Source organism: Salinicoccus siamensis, from assembly GCF_055391965.1.
The window spans coordinates 2034380-2052944 of sequence record NZ_AP043765.1; the positions used below are offsets into that span (position 1 = coordinate 2034380).

The following is an 18565-nucleotide window of genomic DNA, read 5'->3' on the forward strand; positions in this document are numbered from 1 at the left end:
AGGAGCCTTTTATTTCGGAGTCGTCGTCCATACTTTGCTGTTTTTATGCCGTTTGGTATGTGCATAGACATTTTCACCTGCATAATCTTCATTGGTATAGACCGTAATATCAAAGTATTTTCCATCTTCCGAGAACGCCTCTTCCAGATAGACGTCTTTTAAGTGTTCGTATAAATTCTTCATTCCTTCCATTTTAAGGCCCGGGTACTCCCGTAGGACACGCTTCTGCAATCGTGCACCCGACCCGGCCACTTCCTGCACAACAATCACAAACGTCTCATCTTCTCTTATCACATCATCAAATATATTGGTCTGCCCAAAGTCCCGCATCAAAAGACACCCTTCCTACAATTCAGTACGCAATTCCCAAAGTTCTTCGAAGAAATAATCATCTATGACGCGTTTCAGATAGTTCACACCAGAGCTCCCCCCGGTGCCTTTCTTGAAACCGATGATCCTCTCGACAGTCTTCATATGCCTAAATCGCCATTGACTGTACAGGTCTTCCACATCAACCAGTTTTTCGAGCATCTCGTACAGTTCAAAATAATCTTCAGTATTGAGGTATATCTGCTTGAAGGCCTCTTTGACGGATGGGTCAGGTACATATCTCTCCATTACATCACGCTCGAGGACTTCCTTGTCTATATTGAATCCCGCCCTATCCACTGCGCGTATAACTTCATCATAGATGCTCGGTGTCATGATCTGCTTTTTCAACTTCGCATGGATGATAGGATCTTTTCCATAAATTTTTAATGCATGTGTCGTCTTGTAGCCGAGACTGAATTCCATCATACGGTTTTGATAGGATTGAAATCCGGAGGCATTGCCTAGTGCATCCCTGAATTTTAGATAGTCGCTTGGAGTCATTGTTGAAAGTACATCCCATGCAGCAATGATCTGCCTTTGTATATTGGTGACCCGCGCAAGTTTTTTGAACGATTCCCTGAAATTATCCTCCCTTATATCTTTAATGGCTGAATTTATTTCATGGATGATGAGTTTCATCCACAATTCGGTCACTTGGTGGATGATGATGAACAGTGTCTCATCGTGCTCTTCACTCATAGTATCCTGAGCAAACAGTATCTGCTCCAGATTGAGATATTCGCTGTAAGTCATATCTTTAGAAAAATCAGTCTTCACTTCTTCTCCGTCCAGTGTATGATCCTGATAATCAGTCATTTAAATCCGCCTTATACTGCAGCGCAGCACGCACCGGCGAACCATCTGCCCCTTTAATCTTCAATGGCAATGCAACGAATTCATAGTAGCCTGGAGCGACATCGTCCAGCACTGCATTTTCAAGAATCATGATGTCCCTCTCATGGAGTAGATGATGAATATCAAGGGTTTTGGAGTCAATCGGATCTACTGAAGTGACATCTGTCCCGAACAATTTGATTCCTTGGGCAGCCATATATTCCACTGCCCTTTTTTCAAGCACGGGTATACTTTCCGGAAAAACTGTAGTGTCGGATTTTCTTTTAGTTTTTATAAGCAGTATATTCCCTCTGATATCAAACTGCTTGATTGCCTCAAATCCCAGTTCTTCCGAGTTTTCTATTGCTATTACCGTCGCCTCTCCAATATACCGGTTGATATCCAGCTGATCGACGGTGTCACCGTCTTCCTCAAAATGAAAAGGCGCATCAATATGGGTACCGATATGGGTGCTTGTTGTGATTTTGCCGATATTCACAGAACCACTCTCTGCCTTGGTGACAGTACGTTCATAGCTAAAAGGCGTGTCTTCGGGCCAATGTGCGATATCCTCTTCAAGCATCTGGGTAATATCCATCCACATCAGGCAATCACTCCCCGCTTATTCTCAAACTTTTCGTACAGCCGTCCATCCATAATTTCTTTTAATATCATTATCGTATGATAAACATCTTCAAATGAGTTGTATAGGGCAACGGGTGCAATCCGGACGTAGCTTGGCGCTCTGAAATCGGGAATGACGCCCTTGGATTTCAATGCTGCATTGATACCTGCCGCATTGGAATGGCCAATGAGGATATGCCCCCCTCTTGCCTCATGATCTTTCGGGGTGACGATTTCAATTTCACCCTCTTCGAACATATCTTCAATCATTGTAATCATGAAATCCGTCAATTCGAGGGATTTTTCGCGGATGGCTGCAATGCCTGCCTCCTCAAATATCTCGAGTGAACCAAGAAGCGGTGCCATCGAAAAGATATGTGGGGTCCCGACTTGGTACTGGCTGATGTCGGAAGCAGGATCAAACGTATGCGACATATCAAACTGGGTTTCTTTATTGTTGCCGAACCATCCCCTCAGAGAAACTTCCCGAGAATGGTGTTTTTCATTCACATACAATCCGGCAACAGAACCCGGACCACCGTTTAGATGTTTGTAAGTACACCAGATTGCAAAATCGACCCCCCACTCCTTTAAATCATGAGGGATGGCACCGATTGAATGACACAGGTCGAAACCGATAATGATGTCATGCTTTTTTGCATGCTCCGTTATCTGTTCCATGTCCAAAATCTGCCCGCTCCTGTATAGGACGGAAGGCAAAAGAACCAATGCGATACTGTCATCCATCATATTTATAATGGTCTCCGTAGACAACGTATGCCCGTTCGGGGATGGCACTTTGACCATACCGTCCGAGTAGCCGAAATCATCGAGGGTTGCTTGCACAGCATAGATATCAGAGGGGAAGTTCAATTCATCAACCAAGATCTTATACCGCTTCTCTGTCGGTTTATAGAGCGTCCTTACCGTCTGATGGATATTCATTGTAGTTGAATTCGTCGCGAGCACTTCGTGGTGCCCGGCTCCAATGAGATCAGCCATCATTTCCCCAATGCGTTCGCTCATATAGAACCACGGCCGTTCCCCTTCGGTCCATCCATCGATGGCATGGCGTTTCCAATCTTCCATGACCGACAGGAGGCTTTCCTCAGCTGCCTTGCTCATCAGTCCTAGGGAATTGCCGTCCATATAATAATTGCCTGAACCGATGTAGAACTGTGATCTGAATTTCGCCAATGAATCATTTGAATCTTTGTCGCGTGCTGTCTTCAACCATTCTTCCATAATATGCCTCCTCTTTATATATGTAAGCCTTTTCTCCATTATACAGTGAAATCCCCACAATTAAAGTCTCTTCCATGTCTGTTCCTTCTCTCTTTGTTATAATGACGTTATAGTAATGAACAAGAAGGAGAATTGTATATGCAGGATATCACAGGTAAATATGCAGTCATTACCGGCGGCACACGAGGCATTGGATTGGCGACGGCCCATGCTTTGGCCGAAGAAGATGTAAACGTAGCAATAATTGGAAGAAATGCCGACACTTTGGCCGATGCTGCCGATTCACTCAGAAAACATGATGTACAGATTGTCGCTTTAAACGGAGATGTTTCGCGTAATGAGGATGTAACACGCATGTTGAACGAAGTGAAGGATGCATTTCCTCGCATCGATATACTCATCAATAATGCCGGCATCATGAAACATATGCCTTTCCTTGAAAGTTCCGAAGATGACTTAAGTGAGATGATGAATGTCAACCTGTTCGGCATCTACAATATGATGCATGGTGTCCTCCCGATGATGCAGGAGCAAGGTCTTGGTGATGTCATCAACATCTCTTCCATGTCCGGCTTGAAGGCTTCTTCACACAGCGCACTCTATTCTGCCACTAAATATGCTGTCATAGGCATGACAGAAGGCGTGATGCAGGAAATGCGCAAACATAATATCCGCGTTTCCTATTTGACACCGTCAGCCGTGCTGACTGACCTCATTGGAGAATCCAGCCTGAAAGAAGAATCAATGACCCATCCGGAAGATATTGCGGACATCATTGTCAGTCAACTCAAGCTGAATCCGCGCACTTTCATCAAAACAAGTCAAATGTGGGCAACCAATCCCATCCACAAATAATAAACGTTAAGGAGTGGTGACATGGCAGGACCTGCCCTGAAACAATTGCATGCACATAGAGCCATCCACGATGCAAGTCTAGGAGGTGCAGAGGATCACGTAGCCGATATGAAAATCATGCTGAATAAAATGGAACATAAGGAACTTGCTGAAGAAATGCAATCGTTCATAGAGTATGTTGAACAGCGTATATTGACGCATGCCGACAGTGAAGAGGAAGAGTCAGGACTGTATGAAGAAACTGTACGCAACAATCCCGATATGCATGACAAGATTCAACATCTGACCCGAGACCACGATCTGATGCGAATCATGATCGATAAGATGAAGGAAGAGCTTGCCAAAGATGAAGTCGATTTCCAAAAGCTTGTGGATTACTCTGTTTCAATCGTCATTGTAGATGAAATCCATTCCCGCGATGAAGAAGCTTTCCTGTTGTCCGAATAATAATAAAAAGTGCCCAGCCGTAACCCGGCTGGGCACTTTTTATGCATTCATCCTTTATTGACAAGCCATATTTCTTTTGCATACTCTTCAAGCGTCCGGTCGGATGAAAATTTACCGGCGTTCGCCATATTGATGAATCCTTTCCTGTAAAACATCTTCGGATCTTTAAAATCACTTGCTATCTGATCCTGCGCCTCACGGTAGCTTGCAAAATCTTCCAGCACGAAGTACTGGTCGTCATGGATGAGGCTGTCATATAAGTCTTGGAACATACCGGTGTTATTGTCGTTGAAAGTCCCGTCAACAAGCGACTCGACTACGTCCTTCAACCCTTCTGTCTTCTTAAGAGCCTTTTTGGGGTCATATTTACCACGTTTTTCTACAACTTCTTCAACTTCCATTCCAAAGATGTAATTGTTCTCCCGACCCGCTTCTTCTACGATTTCCACGTTCGCACCATCCATCGTGCCGACTGTCACGGCTCCATTCAGCATGAATTTCATATTACCTGTCCCAGAAGCTTCCTTCCCTGCCAGGGAAATCTGTTCTGAGACGTCGGCTGCCGGGAACAGCTTCTCTGCATAGGAGACACCGTAGTTTTCCACGAACACGACCTTGATGATAGTGTTGACCTCGGGATCTTTATTCACCCTATTTGCAAGCTCATTGATGAATTTGATGATGGATTTTGCAGCATAATAGCCGGGAGCCGCTTTTGCTCCGAAGATGAAGCTCCGCTTGGTCCAATCGGCATCAGGTTCTGCTTTGATGCGGTTATATAAGTCTGCTATATAGAATGCCATCATAAGCTGACGCTTATATTCGTGCAGTCGTTTTATCTGGATGTCGAAGATGGAGTCGGGGTCGATGTCGACCTCCTCGTGGAAGCGTATATAATCGGCAAGCTCCACTTTTTTTTCTTTTTTGACATCTATGAAACGCTCCAGCACCTCCTCTTCTTCAAATCTTTCCTCAATACCTTTCAACTTCATCAAATCAGTGATCCAATCTTTTGAACCAATCAAATCGGTGATCATTTCACTTAGTTGAGGATTCGATTGCAATAGCCATCTCCTTTGAGTAATGCCGTTAGTCTTGTTGAGTATGCGGTCAGGAAAAATATCATGCCACGCTTTGATGACATCCGTTCTCAGCAGTTCGGTGTGGATGGCAGCTACACCGTTGACAGCCCTAGTTGCATAGATGGACATAAAAGCCATATGAATCGAGTTGTTTTGGATGATCAGGTATTTATGCCAATCTGACTCATCTATCTTCCACTCTTTCAGTTCGCCGATCAGACGTGCATTGATTTGTTCAATGTAAGGGTAGAGATTCGGCACTGCCGAGATGAACAAATCCTTTTCCCAAACTTCCAGTGCCTCTGCCAGTAGTGTGTGGTTCGTATACGCCATCGATTTTCGGGTGATATCGAAAGCTTTTTCGAACTCCACACCTTCATTTTCAAGCAGTCGGATTAATTCAGGTATCGCCATGGCCGGATGGGTGTCGTTCAACTGTATGGAATGCATCTTGGAGAAGTCATCATAATTCTTATGACCTTCCGCCTTATACTTTTCCATAAGATCCTGCAAAGAGGCCGATGTGAAAAAATACTGCTGCCTCAATCTGAGGCGTTTGCCTTCATATGTCGAGTCATTGGGGTAGAGGATGCGCGAAATCGTTTCTGCTTCGTTCTGGGCGCGGACAGACTCGATGTACTTTCCTTCATCGAATGCATTGAAATCGAATTTATTGATGGCTTCCGCTTTCCATAGACGCAGCGTATTGATTGTCTCCCCTCCATACCCTACAATCGGCATATCGTAAGGGACCGCTTCTACTTTGTCCGCTTCGCTGAATTCAACAACCCTCGTATCATTGCTGTTCTTTATAAGCCACGGATTGTCATGCTCAAGCCACGGATCCGCTTCCTCCACCTGAAAACCATTAACAAAATTTTGCTTGAATATGCCGTATTGGTAAAGGATGCCATAGCCCGACAAAGGATAATCAAGGGTTGCCCCTGAGTCGAGGAAACAAGCAGCCAGACGGCCCAATCCTCCATTTCCGAGGCCAGCATCATCCTCGGCTTCCTCGAGGGCATTATAGTCGACCCCCATCTCTTCAAGTGTGCGTTTGACTTCATCTTCCATACCCATATTGACAAGGTTATTGCTGAGTGCGCGCCCCATCAGGAACTCTGCAGACAGGTAATAGGCCTGTTTCTTCTTTTTGAATTTATTCTTTGATTCTATCCATTTTGGCACAAGCTGTTCCATGACTGCATTGCCAACCACGATGAACTGTTCTTTTTCATTCAATTCATAGAAGGATTGCCCATGGCTCTCATACGCCTGGCCTTCGATTCTTTCTTTAAGTTTTAATGATGTCATAGCGACCTCCCGTATCGTTCGTTCATATTTTTCAGATAATCTTTATGCGCCTTGGTGAGCGACCCCGGTGTCAGACGCCATTCCCAATTGCCGCCAATTGTGGATGGAACGTTAAACCGCGCAGCATCGTCCAGGCCCAGAAGATCCTGCACAGGTATTATTGCAAGTTTCGAACTGGATGCGAAAACGCCTCTGATGCAGCCGTTGACGTGCCCCTCTGCCTCAGTCAAGTTCAAATATGCTTGGACTTTGTTGAAAGTATCACCATCTGCACTGTCAAGCCATCCCTTTGTGGTCTGTGTATCGTGGTTGCCTGTATAGGCAATTGTATGTCTTGTATAGTTATGAGGAAGATATTCCGATTCTTTGCCCCCGAAACCAAATTGCAGCACTTTCATTCCTGGATAGCCGGTCGATGCAATAAGTTCATACACTTCCTCGGTAAGGAATCCAAGATCCTCAGCCAGTATATCCTTCTCCCCTAGTTTTTCACGTATGGCTTCAAAGAGAGGCAGTCCAGGGCCTTTCACCCATCTGCCATCTTCAGCCGTTTCGTCTTGGGCTGGCACTTCCCAATATGCTTCAAATCCTCTGAAATGGTCAATCCGCACAGCATCATATAATTCGAAGCTTTCTTCGACACGTCTGATCCACCAATGGTAATCCTCTTCCTTCATCTTCTCCCAATCATAGATGGGGTTCCCCCATAGCTGTCCGGTATCGCTCATCATATCGGGTGGGACTCCTGCCACCACACTCGGATGCAGGTTTTCATCCAGTTTATAGAGATCTGGTCGCGACCATACATCGACACTGTCTGCAGCCACATAAATAGGTATGTCGCCAATGATCTTTATACCTTTGCCATTGGCATACTCCTTAAGATCGTGCCAATGTTCAAAAAAGAGGTATTGGGTGAATACCCAAAACATAATCTCCGCTTCATGCTTCTCATAGAAGCGTTGCAGCGTCTTAGCATCCCGTAAGCGGTAGCGTTCAGGCCATTCCGTCCAGGCCGCATTATCATGGGCCCGTTTAATCGCCATAAACAGGGCGAAATCAGGCAGCCAATCTGAATGACGCTCCATCATAGATTCCAATTCATTTTTCACATCCGGATACGCACGTTGAAATGCTGTATCCAGCAACGCCATTTTACCCTCATATAATTTTGCATAATCGACTGTATCATCATCTTCACCCAGATCCGTCCTCGTGATTTCAGACTTCCTCAGCCAACCGGATTCAATGACCCTGTCCAGATCGATAAAATAAGGATTGCCGGCAAAGGCGGAAAAACTTTGATAGGGCGAGTCCCCGTAACTCGTAATGCCAAGCGGCAATATCTGCCAGTATCGGGTTCTCGAAGCGCTGAGAAAATCTACAAAATGGTATGCATTTTCACCAAAATCCCCAATTCCGTATTTCCCGGGTAATGAAGATATATGAAGCAATATTCCACTGGACCGCTCTTCCATATGCATCCTCCTTTTGTGTGCAAACGTTTGCAATTCCACTTAAATATACCATATGCATTTACACTAAAATAACTTTATAATTGTTGATGTTACCACACATTGTAGGGAGGCTAAAACTTGAAGGACTATAAGACACTACTATTCGATTTGGACGATACACTATTGGACTTTGGTCATGCTGAACATACTGCTCTGAAGAAGGTGCTTGAATATTACGGAATCAAGAGTATCCCACAGCACTTCAACATGTACAAGAAAATAAACAGAAAACATTGGGAGTTGCTTGAACAAGATCTCATCTCAAAGGAAGATGTCTTGAAATTGCGTCATGAACGTTTCTTTTCCACAATTGGCTTTGAAGTCGATGGTCATGAAGTCGATAATCTGTATCGCCGCAATATCACTGAGTATGGTACTCGGCTGTTCGACGGAGTCCTGGATCTCCTTCATAGTTTGTCAGATCACCATAATCTGTATATCATCACCAATGGCGTTAAGGAGACTCAAGAAGCCCGGCTTTTGAAATCAGGTTTGCGCCCTTATTTTTTAAATGTTTTCATCAGTGAGGATACGGGGTATCAGAAACCTATGAAGGCTTTTTTTGATCATGTGGCTATGAATATTCCAGGATTTAGGCATGATGAAGCACTCATCGTCGGTGATTCGTTGACATCAGATATCAAAGGAGGCATCAATAGTGGAATAGACACATGCTGGTTCAATCCTGACAACCATACGAATCCTCATTCTTATGCTCCTGATTATATAGTTAGCCGGTTGGATGAACTTACAGGAATACTGAATTACTAAAGGGGATGTTTCGTGTGAAACAGTATGATGCATCCTGAACCTCGGTGGATTGAGCACAAAAAAGGACGACACATTCATGTCGCCCCCTTACCATGGAGTTCATATCAGCCGCTGGCATTCTTACCCAACTTCTTCAGTAAATCAATCAACTGAGCCTTCTCTTCTGCATCCAGTCCTCCGGACACCTGCTCAAGACGCTCCGCATGCTCCGGAAAAGTGTGTTTCATCAATTCCTGACCATTTTCCGTCAGGCTGGCATAAGTGATGCGCCGATCGCCACTGTATTGCTCTTTCCTGACGTATCCTTCTCGTACAAGATTGTTCACGACATACGTAATTGAACTTGAAGAAATCAATACCTTTTCCCCAATATGCTGAATTTGTTGGGGACCTTTACTATACAACAATTCAAGCACCGCAAAAGCCGTCGGTTTCAAACCATGCTTCCGCATATCCCTGAAAGCTTCAGTCTGCAAGGCATGGAAAGCGTGGTGAAGTATAACATATAATTTCAAAGATAGTGCTTGGTCATTGGATTCGTCCATGGTTCATTTCTCCATTCGAGTTTATATTATCTTCATAACGTGTATTGTACTACAAAACATTTTAGGGAGTGAAAATATGTTACACTATATGCATTACGCATGCATATAGTGTAACAATTTGATGACAAGGAGGAAAATAAAATGTCGAACAAACCAAAACTCACTGGATGGAGGGCGATTGATTGGAAAATATTTCTACCTTCCGTTTTACTGATCATTGCAATAAGTATACCCTTCTCATTCTATGAGTCACAGTCTCTAAAAATACTTAATGGGATTTTCGATCAGATCATAGCTTCGTTCGGATGGGGGTACATCTGGTATGCCACCATTCTACTCGGACTTGGCCTTTACCTCTCTTTTTCAAAATACGGGCAGGTCGTGCTGGGGGATCCTGATGAGAAACCACGGTTTTCATTATTATCCTACGCTTCGATATTGATTGCAATGGGACTCGGTTCCACCATAATGAGAACTGGTATGATACAGTGGGCCGAAGTTGCAAACAATCCCCCTTTCGGTATAGAAGCTGGCTCCAACGAAGCCCTGTTATGGGGTAACGCCTATGCGATGTACATGTGGAGCTTCCAGATCTTCTCCATATTTGTCATGACTGCTCCTGCAGTCGCTTATGTCATCCACGTAAAGAAACGTCCGATGATGCGCATCTCAGAAGCGACACGCGTCATTTTTGGAGATAAATTCACTGATGGCATCGGCGGTATACTTATTGATATACTCTTCCTTGTCAGCATCCTTTCAGGTGCTGCCGTCACGTTGGGGTTAGGCACACCGATCATCACCTCCAACCTGGCTGCCCTTCTTGATACGGAAGTGACATTCACCATGACCATGATTGTCACTCTCATCTGGGTCTCTTTGTTCTCGCTCAGTGCATACCTCGGCATCGAGAAAGGCATCAAACGGTTGAGCCTGGCGAACATGTATCTTGCAGGCTTGCTTGCAATTTTCATATTGATCGTCGGACCGGGTGTCTTCATTTTTGATTATTTTACCGACACGGTCGGTCACCTGCTGAACAACTATTTCGCCTATTCCCTATTTACGGATTCATTGGCTGTAGAACAATCTGCACATATGCGTGACCACATGATATTCTGGATTGCATACAGTTCTACTTGGGCGATGCTCCACAGTATCTTTGCCGCCAAAATATCCAAAGGAAGAACGATAAAGGAAATGATTCTGACTTATCTTCTTGCACCGACATTGCTGTCTTGGATTGCTACAGGTGTGTTGGGAGGCATCGGAGTCTACAGCCAACTGAATGGAGAACTCGATGTGTTGGCATTGGCAAGTGAACAGGAAGCGGTGCAGATAATACCAAATATTCTTCAGACATTGCCGCTCTCAAGCATAGTGATGGTCGTCTATATCATCATAGCGATGATTTTCCTTACTACGACACTCGATTCTACAACATTTACAATTGCTGCCTATACAAGCAAGAATGACATGAGTAAACAGGATCCGTCGAAATTCTTGAGGATATTTGTTGCTCTCGTCATCACAGGGTTGGCCCTTGTGCTCATGCAGATCGGAGGCCTCGGCCCACTTGAGATTGTTTCCGGTTTGATGGGATTACCGATCATTTTCCTGCAGTTCCTGACGGTCTACGCTGTAATAAAGATGATCGACAAGGACGAGGCTTGGAAATACAATACAAAAGAAGCTGCGAAGAAACAGAAGAATGCCTCAACTGATTCATACCAGTAGCGCCGGCCATGCTGTAATTTAATGATTCCGCGCCCTCTATTTCGCCATTTAGTAAGACAGAAGCACCCTATGGATTGTTTGCACAATACCAATAGGGTGCTTCTTCATGTTGATTATCCAATTTATGGCTATTGCTTAACCTCTTTGCCCAAGAATGATTTAAGCATCCAATTATTTTTTTCTATATCCGTAGTCATACTGATGAATGTATCCGCTGTACGGTCATCTCCCGCTTCCTCAGCTACCTTTCTGCCTTCATCAAGCTCCTGGATGATATTATCATAATCCTGGACAAGCTGTCTGACCATCGCATTGGCCTCTATATCATATTCCGCTTCCTTTACAGTTGCCCTCTCAATTGCTTCAGACTGTTTGCCTATAGGCTCTCCTCCAATGGCAAGCAGACGTTCTGCAAGCTCATCCACATATTCTGCTGCAGTGTCATACAGCTCTTCAAATTTGTCGTGTAATGAGAAGAAGTTGTTTCCCTTAACATACCAGTGGTAGTTATGAAGTTTTGTCCATAATACTGTAAAATTGGCGACTTGTAGGTTAAGTGCCTCTCTTACTTCTTGTTTACAATCTGAATTAGCCATTAATAATCACCTTTCCTGATTGATATCATTATTAAATATACCCTAGTCCCCCGTCTATAAACTTCTTACAGTATGCTGTAGTCCAACAGAATGTAGGTTTTATGGTCGACCCTTTCTAATATCTCGTCTTGTTCCAATTTTTTGAATAGCCGGGTCAGTGTCTCAGGCTGCATACTCAAGTAGGACGCCAGATCCTTTTTCGTCATCGACAGCTTCAAACGATCGTTCTCATCCACATCCGTGCGTATAAATTCAATCAACCGCTCTTCACTGCTAAGCAATGAAATATTGGTGGTCTGCTGTTCGACTTCACTCAAACGTTCAGAAAATCGTTCTATTATTTTGATTCCGATCTCTGGATACTCCTTAAGAAGCGTGTACAATTCTTTCTTTTGAATCTCACATACTTTAGACTCTTCTGCTGCTTCAGCATAGGAGTCATGCATTGCCTCCCCTCCAAAAAGAGCCAACTCACCGGTAAAGTCTCCCGGCAGAAGGACGCGGATCAACTGTTCTTTGCCTTCTTCGTTCAGACGATATATACGAATCTTTCCGCGATGAAGGACAAACAGAGCGTTTTCAGGGTCTCCTGCCATATAAAGATGCTCTTGCCTTTTGTAGGTTTTTGAATTAACTTGGTTGAATACTTCATCCATTTCCTTATCGTTAAGATGGTTAAAAATCGGGACTTTCCTGACACACATCTTATGATTGGCGTGTTGTTCCATTACATAATGCCTCCTAAACCATGCTCTCTTTCATTTGTACGACCTTCAGGCTACGCTCCCTCAATTTTCTCAGACGCATCGCATTCAGTATGACAAGCAGTATGCTGACTTCATGTATGAGCATACCAGAAGCGAGATGGATATATCCATAAAGCACTCCGCCAAGCAGCAATGCCACCGTCAACAACGCAATCGCTGTGTTTTGAAGCATGACTCTATAAGTTGCTTTCGAAATCGTAAATCCATGAGCCAGCTGTTCCATCCTTGACCCCATCAACACTACATCTGCTGTCTCCATTGCGATATCCGTACCGCCGTGGCCCATGGCGATTCCAACATCTGCAAATGCCAACGCTGGGGCATCATTGATGCCATCACCAACCATCATCACCCGCCTACCCGCTTCTTTTTCATTCTCTATATACCTCATTTTATCATCGGGCATCAATTCTGCATGATATTCATCCAAACCGAGTATACCGCTTACCTTTTCAGCAGAATATGCGTTGTCACCCGTCAACATGACCAACTTCCCAATCCCTTTATCACGCAAAGTTGTGATTGCTTCAAAAGCATCTCTCCTGATTTGGTCCATGATGGATATGATACCGACGACTTCGCCATTCCTTGCTGCAAATATCGCTGTATTACCCAACTTTTGTTGTTTGATGTAATCTTCTTTAGCTCTCACCCCTACATTCACCTCATAATCCTCCATCAGTTTGAGGTTGCCGATGACAAAATCATTTCCCTGATATTTTCCGGTGACTCCTCTACCCTTCCATGCTTCTGCATCAGTCACACCTTCCATATCCACTCTCAAAGATCGCTTTTTAGCTTCTTTAACGATTGTCTGCCCCAGATGATGCTCACTGACCATTTCAATGTTCGCAACCTGTTCAAGCAGTTTGTCTCGATTTGTATCATCAAATACCATGATATCTGATACCGAAGGCCGTCCTTCCGTCAAAGTGCCTGTCTTATCAAAGATTACTGTGTCGATTCTTGCAAAATTATCTATAATTTCGCCACCCTTGATGAGTGCACCATTTTTAGCACCATTGCCTATACCTGCAACGTAGGCTACAGGGGCTCCGATAATCAATGCACCTGGACAGGCGATGACCAAAAAGGTGATGGCGAGATGCAGGTTTCCTGTAAGCATGAAAACCAACACCGCGAGCACTACGATTGTTGGCGTATAGTACTGGGCAAACTTATTCAGGAACCTTTCCGTGCCACTCTTGCTTTCCTGCGCTTCCTCTACCAGCTCAATGATTTTAGAGAATGTTGTATCTTCTCCGACTTTAGTTGCCGTCAGTTCAATATAACCTTCGTCTAGCACACTCCCACTAAACACTTCAGCCGCTTCATTTTTGAACCTCAGATTCGATTCTCCGGTTATGGCAGACTCATTGATGTGTGCCTGGCCACTTGATATGATGCCGTCAACTGGTATTTTACCCCCGGGTCTGACGATTACTCTCTCCCCCTCCTCCACCTCATCGACATCAACTTCGTGCTCCTGTCCGTCCCTTGACACAGTTGCCGTTGCAGGCGCCATATCTACAAGTGCCTGAATTGAATCCCTTGTTTTGTTCAGAGTCCTTTTTTCCAAATATGCGCCAAACAAGAATAAGAATGTTACAATTGCCGCTTCAGTGTATTCCTGTATCAACATCGCCCCAATTACTGCAATGGTGATGAGGAGTTCTATGCTGAAACTTTTCATCCTGAGGGCCATCCATGCTTTGTTGACGATTGGACCGATTGCTGCAATCGTTGCAGCAATGAATGTCATGTTCATTATTTCGGCATACCCCGCCACTCTGAATATTATCCCCACTATAATCAATGCCCCAGAAGCATACATCATGTGATTCAAATGCTTATTTAGCCATCTCATCATAATTGCCACCTCGTCTGTTTTAATTTTGAATGCCGGTGCCTTGTTTAATTCTTATTATAGACTCTGCCGGATGATTAAAAATTGATGACCGTCAATATTCGAGACAAAAAAAGAACTGCAAGCTTCTGCTTGCAGTTCTTCTATTCTATAAGGCAAACCATTTTCAGCCCATGGAGGAGGCCGTCCTCATCCACATCTTCAGTGACATACTTGGCATACGATTTAACTTCGTCGGCCGCATTGCCCATCGCTACACTGTGATGGACGGCGCTCAACATTTCCAGATCATTCGGGCCATCTCCGAATGCATACTGATTCTCTTCGGGAATACCCAATTGAGTAGTTATCTTTTCGATGCCGAGCGCTTTTGACCCGCCCTTCGGTAAGACATCAATGCTGACTGGATGCCATCTGATGAAGTCAAATGCGCCATGCTTTTCTTCATACTGGGCGCCCTCACCCTCCGGGCAGAAGAGCAGCGTTTGATAAAGTGCCCGTGTCTCATGATATGTGGGATCGTGACCAGGCATCATGCCGAGCTTCAGGGTCGATATCCCTTCTGTGATATATTCATGTTCAGGCACGTTCGACATCATATCTTCTTCATCCAGATAGACGACCGGATGCTTATTGCTGAGTGCATCTTCCGTCAGAACTTCTAAAGCTTTTGAGTCAAGAGGATTTTTATATATCGCGCGTCCCTCCAATACGACGTATTGACCGTTAAAGCTGACATATGTATCAATGCCGAGCGACTTCCTCAATTCCTTGAACATGAACGGTGCACGCCCTGTTGCGATTGCGACGATATGACCCGCTTCCTTCAATTCTGCAATTGCCTGCCTGGCTGAAGACGGCAGATTTTTGTCATGATCCAACAAGGTCCCGTCAATATCAAAGAAAACAATGCTTTTATCCTTCATTCCCTTGCACCTCATCTATTATTTACATTCAAAAGCATAACCATCATACCTTATGAAAAGCCTTTCATGTCAAAGAAAGGCTCTTATTGAAGATGCTACATCAAGGTATCATCCATATGGCACTTCAAATCGCAAGCACTCATTTGACGATCATCACTGGGATTTCTGCACGTTTAGCTACTTTGTGGCTGACACTGCCAAGCACCATCTCCTGAAACCTGCTCAGTCCCCTGCTGCCTATGACTACAAGCTCATAATCTTCCAGTTCAGCTTCTTTAATGATTTCCTTGGCGGGCAGACCACGGCGCGTCAAATATTTATGGCCTACATTCTCCCTGTCGAAGAATGCAATGATGGAAGACACTTCATCCTTCTTTTGCTTATTCCAAGCACGCTCATTCGTCGACCTTACTACGTCCCCCTGGTTGTCATCGGGATCCATCACATGGAGGAGGGTGATCTGGGTTTCACCATCTGCAAGATGAAGCGTCTCTTCTGCTGCTCTGCGACTATTCTCGGAACCATCTATCGCCAATAACACTTCCTTATACATCCACTCATCCTTTCTGGTTAGAAATATTTGAACACTAATTAGACCGGGTGACGTTCCCCAGTTTCGTCGTCCTTTCCATCAAGGACTATAAAAGCTTGATATACGGCGCATGACTTATATGAAAAGATTTACATATCCCGCCTTGCCCAATGCTGCATGCAATGTAGAAACCCATGCAGTTTCACATTTCAATTTCCTTGACCTGACCTCCCGCGTATAATGGAGTTAAAAAGAGGAGTTGAAATCATGGTCACACCCCAAATGATTGATGATGCAGCAGAAAGGATACATGGATATATAACTGAAACGCCTCTCATCCGCGCTCTGGCACTTGACGAATTTTTAGGGTGCCGCGTCCATTTGAAGCTAGAAAACATGCAGGTTACAGGATCCTTCAAATTCCGCGGAGCCATGAACAAAATATTGAAGTTGTCTCCACGTGATAAGGAAATGGGCATCATTACCGCTTCATCGGGCAATCATGGGAAGGCGGTTGCATATGCTGCGAAATCACTAGGGATAAAAGCGACAGTTGTAGTTCCGGATACCGCATCCCCATTCAAGATTCACTCCATCGAACAATATGGTGCGGCCATCATAAAATGCAATGTCTCAGAACGCTTCTCCCTCAGTGAAAAATTAGCTGAAAAACATGGTTACACACTGCTCCACCCTTATGATGACGCCGATATTATCGCAGGTCAGGGGACTGTCGGATCTGAAATCATAGATGAATCGCCGAATATCGACAAGATAATAGTGCCGACGAGCGGAGGCGGCCTCCTCGGAGGCATTCTCTCAGCGGTAAAGCCTGTCAAGGAAGGAATCAAGGTGTATGGAACGGAGCCCGCTTCCATACCACGCTACACCGCAAGTCTGGAGGCAGGGGAGAGAAAAAAGGTTGAAGATCGGTATACTATCGCAGATGCACTCGTCACCAATCAGCCAGGCATGGAAAATTTTCCGGTCATCCAGAAACATGCCGATGGTATACTCACTGTCCAGGAAGACATGTTTCTATCGGCTACCAAATTAATGCTTATGGAAGGTAAGATCTTTGCAGAACCTTCAGGCTGCGTCGGGATTGCCGCAATACTGTCGAAACAACTCGCAGTGGATGCTGATGATGATGTATGCTTCGTCATTTCTGGCGGAAATGCCGGTGCTGCGTTGCTCAAGCAGCTGGATAACATTTGAACTCAAAGCAAATGTACAGCCGCAGACAACTATCTGTTTGCGGCTTGCTCTGAAATAAGTTGATAGGATTTCCATTTATCTTCAGGCGAATGCGTAATCGTGATAATCATGAATTCATCAACCCCGGTGGTGTTCTGAAGCCTTTCTAGCTCATCCACAACGTCAGCCGGGTCGCCGATAATCATCTTCTGCTTAGCCGCTTCAACCTTCTTTGGGACCTCCGCCGTTTCCATATAGATGTGGGCCGTTTCAGAAGACGGCACTTTTGCTGTTGTACCCTCCGACTGCATCAATTGCCATACAGCCCAACTGTCGGCGATATCATGTGCTTCTTCCGAAGTATCCGCACACACGACGGATATGCCCAGCATTGCGTGAGGCCGATCCTGTCCACCGCGCGGTTGGAACTTCTTCCTATACTGTTTCACCACTTCTGCTCCGTCTTCATCACTCATGAATTGGCCAAAACAATAGGACAGCCCGTTTTCTGCTGCAAAACCTGCACTTTTGGGACTGGTGCCAAGCATCCATAGAGCTGGTGGGGTACCCGGGAGCGGATTGGCAGGTGGTAAACCGGTGATGTTCTCATTGTATTGAATCAATTCATCCACCAACTCCGGCATCTTGAACACTTGAGGTAAAAAGGCATCCGTCAAAGCTTCGGATGCTTCGGACGGCCCACCCGGTGCCCGCCCGATACCGAGATCTACTCGTCCTTCAAATAGCGTGGCCAGCATATTGAAATTTTCTGCTACTTTGTATGGTTTATAATATGGAAGCAGTGTGGCTCCCGATCCAATTCTTATTCGTTTCGTCTGCGCCCCTACATATCCCAAAAACACTTCCGGCGTACTGGAGGCTAAGCTGGGTAGAGCGTGGTGTTCAGCCACCCAAAATCGATTGAACCCATATTCATCTCCGACTTGGGCCAGTTGGCACGATGCTTCCAAGGCCTCTTTTGCAGATTGGCCTTCGGAAATTGGGGCCTGATCCAAAATACTCAATTTCATGCTCTTCTCCCCCTATACAACCTCTTGCAGCGTGACACGATATTCTGCCGTTTGTCCTGGCTCATATAAGTTATCTAGCGAAGTCGAATAATTTACGATCGTCCCCTTGAAACCCAAAGATTCAGAAGGCAATTTGATATCGAAAGTCCGCTCGTATAACAGCACTGCAATATCATGATATTCTTCACTGTGGACATTGAAGACGATGGTCAACTGTCGCGGGCCGCCTTCATTTTTCAAGATGTACTCTTCTATCGGTATTTGTGTCTCATTCAAAATTACTTGTTGTGGCATACTATCATCCTT

19 protein-coding genes are annotated in these 18565 nt (G+C 44.8%); 5 read left to right on the forward strand and 14 right to left on the reverse strand.

Annotation, left to right across the window (positions count from 1 at the left end):
- Positions 1-9 precede the first annotated feature (9 nt).
- From ACZ5LF_RS10435 to kynU, 4 genes are read right to left on the reverse strand one after another with little or no spacing between them, the layout of a single operon-like run.
- Complete coding sequence (locus ACZ5LF_RS10435) at positions 10-330, reverse strand: hypothetical protein (RefSeq protein WP_380570220.1); 321 nt, start codon at positions 328-330, stop codon at positions 10-12.
- A 15-nt stretch (positions 331-345) separates the two neighbouring features.
- Positions 346-1188: a tryptophan 2,3-dioxygenase gene (locus ACZ5LF_RS10440; RefSeq protein ID WP_380570201.1), complete on the reverse strand. Its 843-nt coding sequence runs from the start codon at positions 1186-1188 to the stop codon at positions 346-348.
- Positions 1181-1810 carry an arylformamidase gene (kynB, locus tag ACZ5LF_RS10445; protein ID WP_380570200.1) on the reverse strand — a complete coding sequence of 210 codons (630 nt, stop codon included), beginning with the start codon at positions 1808-1810 and terminating at the stop codon, positions 1181-1183. The genes ACZ5LF_RS10440 and kynB overlap by 8 nt, the downstream gene beginning before the upstream one ends.
- Positions 1810-3075 carry a kynureninase gene (kynU, locus tag ACZ5LF_RS10450; protein ID WP_380570199.1) on the reverse strand — a complete coding sequence of 422 codons (1266 nt, stop codon included), beginning with the start codon at positions 3073-3075 and terminating at the stop codon, positions 1810-1812. Before kynU ends, kynB begins: the two co-directional genes overlap by 1 nt.
- Before the next feature lie 138 nt (positions 3076-3213).
- On the opposite strand from kynU, the gene ACZ5LF_RS10455 reads away from it, so the two are divergent.
- Together ACZ5LF_RS10455 and ACZ5LF_RS10460 are read left to right on the forward strand one after the other, a co-directional pair.
- Positions 3214-3930 carry an SDR family NAD(P)-dependent oxidoreductase gene (locus ACZ5LF_RS10455; RefSeq protein WP_380570198.1) on the forward strand — a complete coding sequence of 239 codons (717 nt, stop codon included), beginning with the start codon at positions 3214-3216 and terminating at the stop codon, positions 3928-3930.
- Positions 3931-3951: 21 nt separating this feature from the next.
- On the forward strand, positions 3952-4377 hold the full coding sequence (locus tag ACZ5LF_RS10460) for a hypothetical protein (protein ID WP_380570197.1): 426 nt from the start codon (positions 3952-3954) through the stop codon (positions 4375-4377).
- A 47-nt stretch (positions 4378-4424) separates the two neighbouring features.
- Here ACZ5LF_RS10460 and ACZ5LF_RS10465 read toward each other — a convergent pair whose 3' ends face one another.
- Both ACZ5LF_RS10465 and malQ read right to left on the reverse strand, forming a co-directional pair.
- Positions 4425-6773, reverse strand: coding sequence for a glycogen/starch/alpha-glucan phosphorylase (locus ACZ5LF_RS10465; protein ID WP_380570195.1), 2349 nt, complete (start codon positions 6771-6773; stop codon positions 4425-4427).
- On the reverse strand, positions 6770-8251 hold the full coding sequence (malQ, locus tag ACZ5LF_RS10470; protein ID WP_380570194.1) for a 4-alpha-glucanotransferase: 1482 nt from the start codon (positions 8249-8251) through the stop codon (positions 6770-6772). Before malQ ends, ACZ5LF_RS10465 begins: the two co-directional genes overlap by 4 nt.
- Positions 8252-8368: 117 nt before the next feature.
- On the opposite strand from malQ, the gene ACZ5LF_RS10475 reads away from it, so the two are divergent.
- Positions 8369-9061 (forward strand): YjjG family noncanonical pyrimidine nucleotidase, encoded by a 693-nt coding sequence (locus tag ACZ5LF_RS10475; RefSeq protein WP_380570193.1) that lies wholly within the window; start codon positions 8369-8371, stop codon positions 9059-9061.
- Between the two features lie 104 nt (positions 9062-9165).
- Here ACZ5LF_RS10475 and ACZ5LF_RS10480 read toward each other — a convergent pair whose 3' ends face one another.
- Positions 9166-9606 carry a MarR family winged helix-turn-helix transcriptional regulator gene (locus tag ACZ5LF_RS10480; RefSeq protein WP_380570192.1) on the reverse strand — a complete coding sequence of 147 codons (441 nt, stop codon included), beginning with the start codon at positions 9604-9606 and terminating at the stop codon, positions 9166-9168.
- Between the two features lie 141 nt (positions 9607-9747).
- Between ACZ5LF_RS10480 and ACZ5LF_RS10485 the strand changes: the two genes are divergently transcribed.
- Complete coding sequence (locus ACZ5LF_RS10485) at positions 9748-11343, forward strand: BCCT family transporter (RefSeq protein WP_380570191.1); 1596 nt, start codon at positions 9748-9750, stop codon at positions 11341-11343.
- 128 nt (positions 11344-11471) lie between these two features.
- Here the strand turns inward: ACZ5LF_RS10485 and ACZ5LF_RS10490 are convergent, their stop codons facing one another.
- From ACZ5LF_RS10490 to ACZ5LF_RS10510, 5 genes are all read right to left on the reverse strand, one after another.
- Positions 11472-11939 (reverse strand): Dps family protein, encoded by a 468-nt coding sequence (locus ACZ5LF_RS10490; RefSeq protein WP_380570190.1) that lies wholly within the window; start codon positions 11937-11939, stop codon positions 11472-11474.
- Between the two features lie 65 nt (positions 11940-12004).
- Positions 12005-12667, reverse strand: a complete 663-nt coding sequence (locus ACZ5LF_RS10495) for a Crp/Fnr family transcriptional regulator (RefSeq protein WP_380570189.1) — start codon at positions 12665-12667, stop codon at positions 12005-12007.
- Positions 12668-12680: 13 nt separating this feature from the next.
- Positions 12681-14576 (reverse strand): heavy metal translocating P-type ATPase, encoded by a 1896-nt coding sequence (locus tag ACZ5LF_RS10500; RefSeq protein ID WP_380570188.1) that lies wholly within the window; start codon positions 14574-14576, stop codon positions 12681-12683.
- Between the two features lie 140 nt (positions 14577-14716).
- Positions 14717-15499, reverse strand: a complete 783-nt coding sequence (locus tag ACZ5LF_RS10505; RefSeq protein WP_380570187.1) for a Cof-type HAD-IIB family hydrolase — start codon at positions 15497-15499, stop codon at positions 14717-14719.
- A 139-nt stretch (positions 15500-15638) separates the two neighbouring features.
- A complete protein-coding gene (locus tag ACZ5LF_RS10510; RefSeq protein WP_380570186.1) occupies positions 15639-16052 on the reverse strand; it encodes a universal stress protein in 414 nt (137 codons plus the stop codon).
- 246 nt (positions 16053-16298) lie between these two features.
- Here ACZ5LF_RS10510 and ACZ5LF_RS10515 point away from each other — a divergent pair, with 246 nt between their 5' ends.
- Positions 16299-17249: a threonine ammonia-lyase gene (locus ACZ5LF_RS10515; protein ID WP_380570185.1), complete on the forward strand. Its 951-nt coding sequence runs from the start codon at positions 16299-16301 to the stop codon at positions 17247-17249.
- A 29-nt stretch (positions 17250-17278) separates the two neighbouring features.
- On the opposite strand, the gene ACZ5LF_RS10520 is transcribed toward ACZ5LF_RS10515, so the two are convergent.
- Together ACZ5LF_RS10520 and ACZ5LF_RS10525 are read right to left on the reverse strand one after the other, a co-directional pair.
- Complete coding sequence (locus tag ACZ5LF_RS10520; RefSeq protein WP_380570184.1) at positions 17279-18259, reverse strand: LLM class flavin-dependent oxidoreductase; 981 nt, start codon at positions 18257-18259, stop codon at positions 17279-17281.
- Positions 18260-18271: 12 nt separating this feature from the next.
- Complete coding sequence (locus ACZ5LF_RS10525) at positions 18272-18553, reverse strand: DUF3219 family protein (protein WP_380570183.1); 282 nt, start codon at positions 18551-18553, stop codon at positions 18272-18274.
- Between the last annotated feature and the right edge of the window lie 12 nt (positions 18554-18565).